Source organism: Streptomyces naganishii JCM 4654 (assembly GCF_014650575.1).
In the GTDB taxonomy this organism is placed as follows: domain Bacteria; phylum Actinomycetota; class Actinomycetes; order Streptomycetales; family Streptomycetaceae; genus Streptomyces; species Streptomyces naganishii.
Genome location: NZ_BMVF01000052.1, coordinates 1 through 2,224, shown reverse-complemented (window position 1 = coordinate 2,224; position 2,224 = coordinate 1). Strand labels below are relative to the sequence as shown.

1 protein-coding gene is annotated in these 2,224 nt (G+C 63.4%); it reads right to left on the bottom strand.

Annotation, left to right across the window (positions count from 1 at the left end; genetic code table 11):
* The coding region (gene ltrA / locus IE217_RS34290) for a group II intron reverse transcriptase/maturase (RefSeq protein WP_190181874.1) at window positions 1-1,630 on the bottom strand (1,630 nt) is incomplete at its 3' end.
* Between the last annotated feature and the right edge of the window lie 594 nt (window positions 1,631-2,224).

Here is a 2,224-nt window from a genome sequence, read left to right as displayed (position 1 = left end):
CCGAGAACCAGGCGGCCCACTCGCGCGGGTTGTCCGGTGTGTACTCGGCATCGGGGATCAGGGGCTGTTCACACAGCGGGCAGATCCCCTTCTGGCGGGATGCGAGGGTGATGGTCCACCTGTCGGCGGTTCCGGGCATCCTTTTGCGTCGGCGGTTCGCCCAGTACTCGGCCAGCGATGGATCGTCAGGTGAGTTGCCTTCCTTGACGATCACGTGCCGGACGATCCTGGTCCAGTTGAACTTGTAGAGGTAGGTGCCGGTCTCCCGGTCACCGAAGACCCACTGGTCCTTCCGGGTCGAGTTGAAGACGCCGTAGTGCTTGGCCAGTCGCCAGCTCTTCGGCTTGTTCGGGTGGGAGTGCTTGACCCACTTCTGCGTGAGCGTCCACACGTAGAAGTCCAGGGACTTGAAGGTCTCCTTGGACACCACCGTCCGGTAGTAGGTAGCCCACCCCTTGATGATCGGGTTGAGCCTCCTCACCACGGCTCCAGCGTTCGCCCCTCGCAGGCCGATCACTTCACTGCGGAGCCGTTCCCGGACCCTCTTCACAGCCGCCTTGCTCGGCTTGATCAGTAGAGTCCCGCTGTATCTCCTGATGTTGAACCCGAGGAAGTCGAATCCTTCTTCAAGGTGGAGGACGGATGTCTTCTCCTCGTTGAAGGCGACCCCTCGCGGGATCATCCAGCGAGCCAGCTGCTCCTTGACCCGGCGGGCTTCGTCTTCGCTGTGACAGAACACAGCGAAGTCATCCGCGTACCGAACCAGGACCGGAGCATCCCTTCGGGACTTGTTGGAGCGTCCCTCCGTGATATGTCCGGCCGCTGTCTCCATGCCGTGCAAGGCCACGTTGAGCAGCAGCGGGCTGATCACACCACCCTGAGGAGTCCCCTCATCGGTGGGCGAGAATCGTCCGCAATCCATCACCCCCGCCTTGAGCCACCCCCGGATCGCTTCCCGCGCCGGGAAGGTACCGATGAGGCCCATCAGGTGGTCGTGCGAAATGCGGTCGAAAGCCGCTGTCAGATCAGCGTCGAGCACCCATAACCGCCTGGCCCGTCTCTGGCCTGCGATATTGAAGATGGCACCGATCGCGTCATGACAGCCCCGGCCAGGGCGGAAACCGTAGCTTCGCTGCTCGAACCGGGCTTCCCACTCGGGTTCCAGTGCGTTCTTGACGCGAGCCTGGCGGACCCGGTCACGGATCACTGGAATACCCAAGGGGCGCTGCTTTCCGTTGGCTTTGGGAATGTACACACGCCGGACGGGCAGGGGCTTTCCAGGACAACGCCCCGCTGCGATTTCAGCGGCCAGTCGCCCTCGCGCGCTCGGAGTGAGCGCACGTTCTCGGTCAATCCCTGCTGTCCGACGGCCTGTGCTCTGCTGCGTCACCCGCTTCACGCTCACGAGCGTGTTCGCGTGAGACCGCAGCATCAGCTTCTGCAAGTTCCGGACCTTCTTCAGGTCCCCTTCCTGCGTGGCTGTGAAGATGCGCTGCCTCAGTCGCCGTACCGACGCTTCCGCCTTGGCCCAATCAATGTCGTGCCAGGCTTGGGCGTAGTCCTCCGGTCCGTTCGCCGTCGTAGGAGGCATCGTCGCCACAGGCGCCGCTGCTTCACCTGCCTTCGGCATCCAACTTGCCCTTCGGTTCGAGGTCCTTTGCAGTTCTTCTTCACGGGCCCACCTGATCCGCGTGGGCTCCCTTTCGGGCCGGGGTATTACTCCCGTATCCGACGAGTTATGTGACGCGGTAGAGGACTCCGCGTCCCTTTCCTCTGGGCTTTCGCCCTGTCGGCGTTCGCTTCTCGGATCATCCTGTCCCGCTGGAGGCTTGGGCCTTCGTTACCTCCGGCTTACCGGGATCGCTCCCGGACTCCAACGGGGTTTCCACGTTCCACTCCCACAAGATGCGACCGGGGTGGGCTCCCTCTTAATCCCGGGCCCGACGGTGTCCTCCCCCTTCGACGCCAATGTTCAGGGGTCGTCATGCGCTCTTCCACGCCAGGGCCTATTCGCCGCCGACAGCTCACCATCGACGCGGCAGAGGAGTTACGAGACTTCGTCAAGGGTTCATTCGCATTAGCCCGTCCGGTCTTCCCCTCGCCTGTTGCGGCCCGATGGCCGTGCCGCTCTTGGGCTTGCGCTTCCGGCTTCACACCCCGCCGTTGCCAGCGACGCATGCGGAAGTGGGGACGGACCTTGGACACTGGTCCGGGATGACCTGCT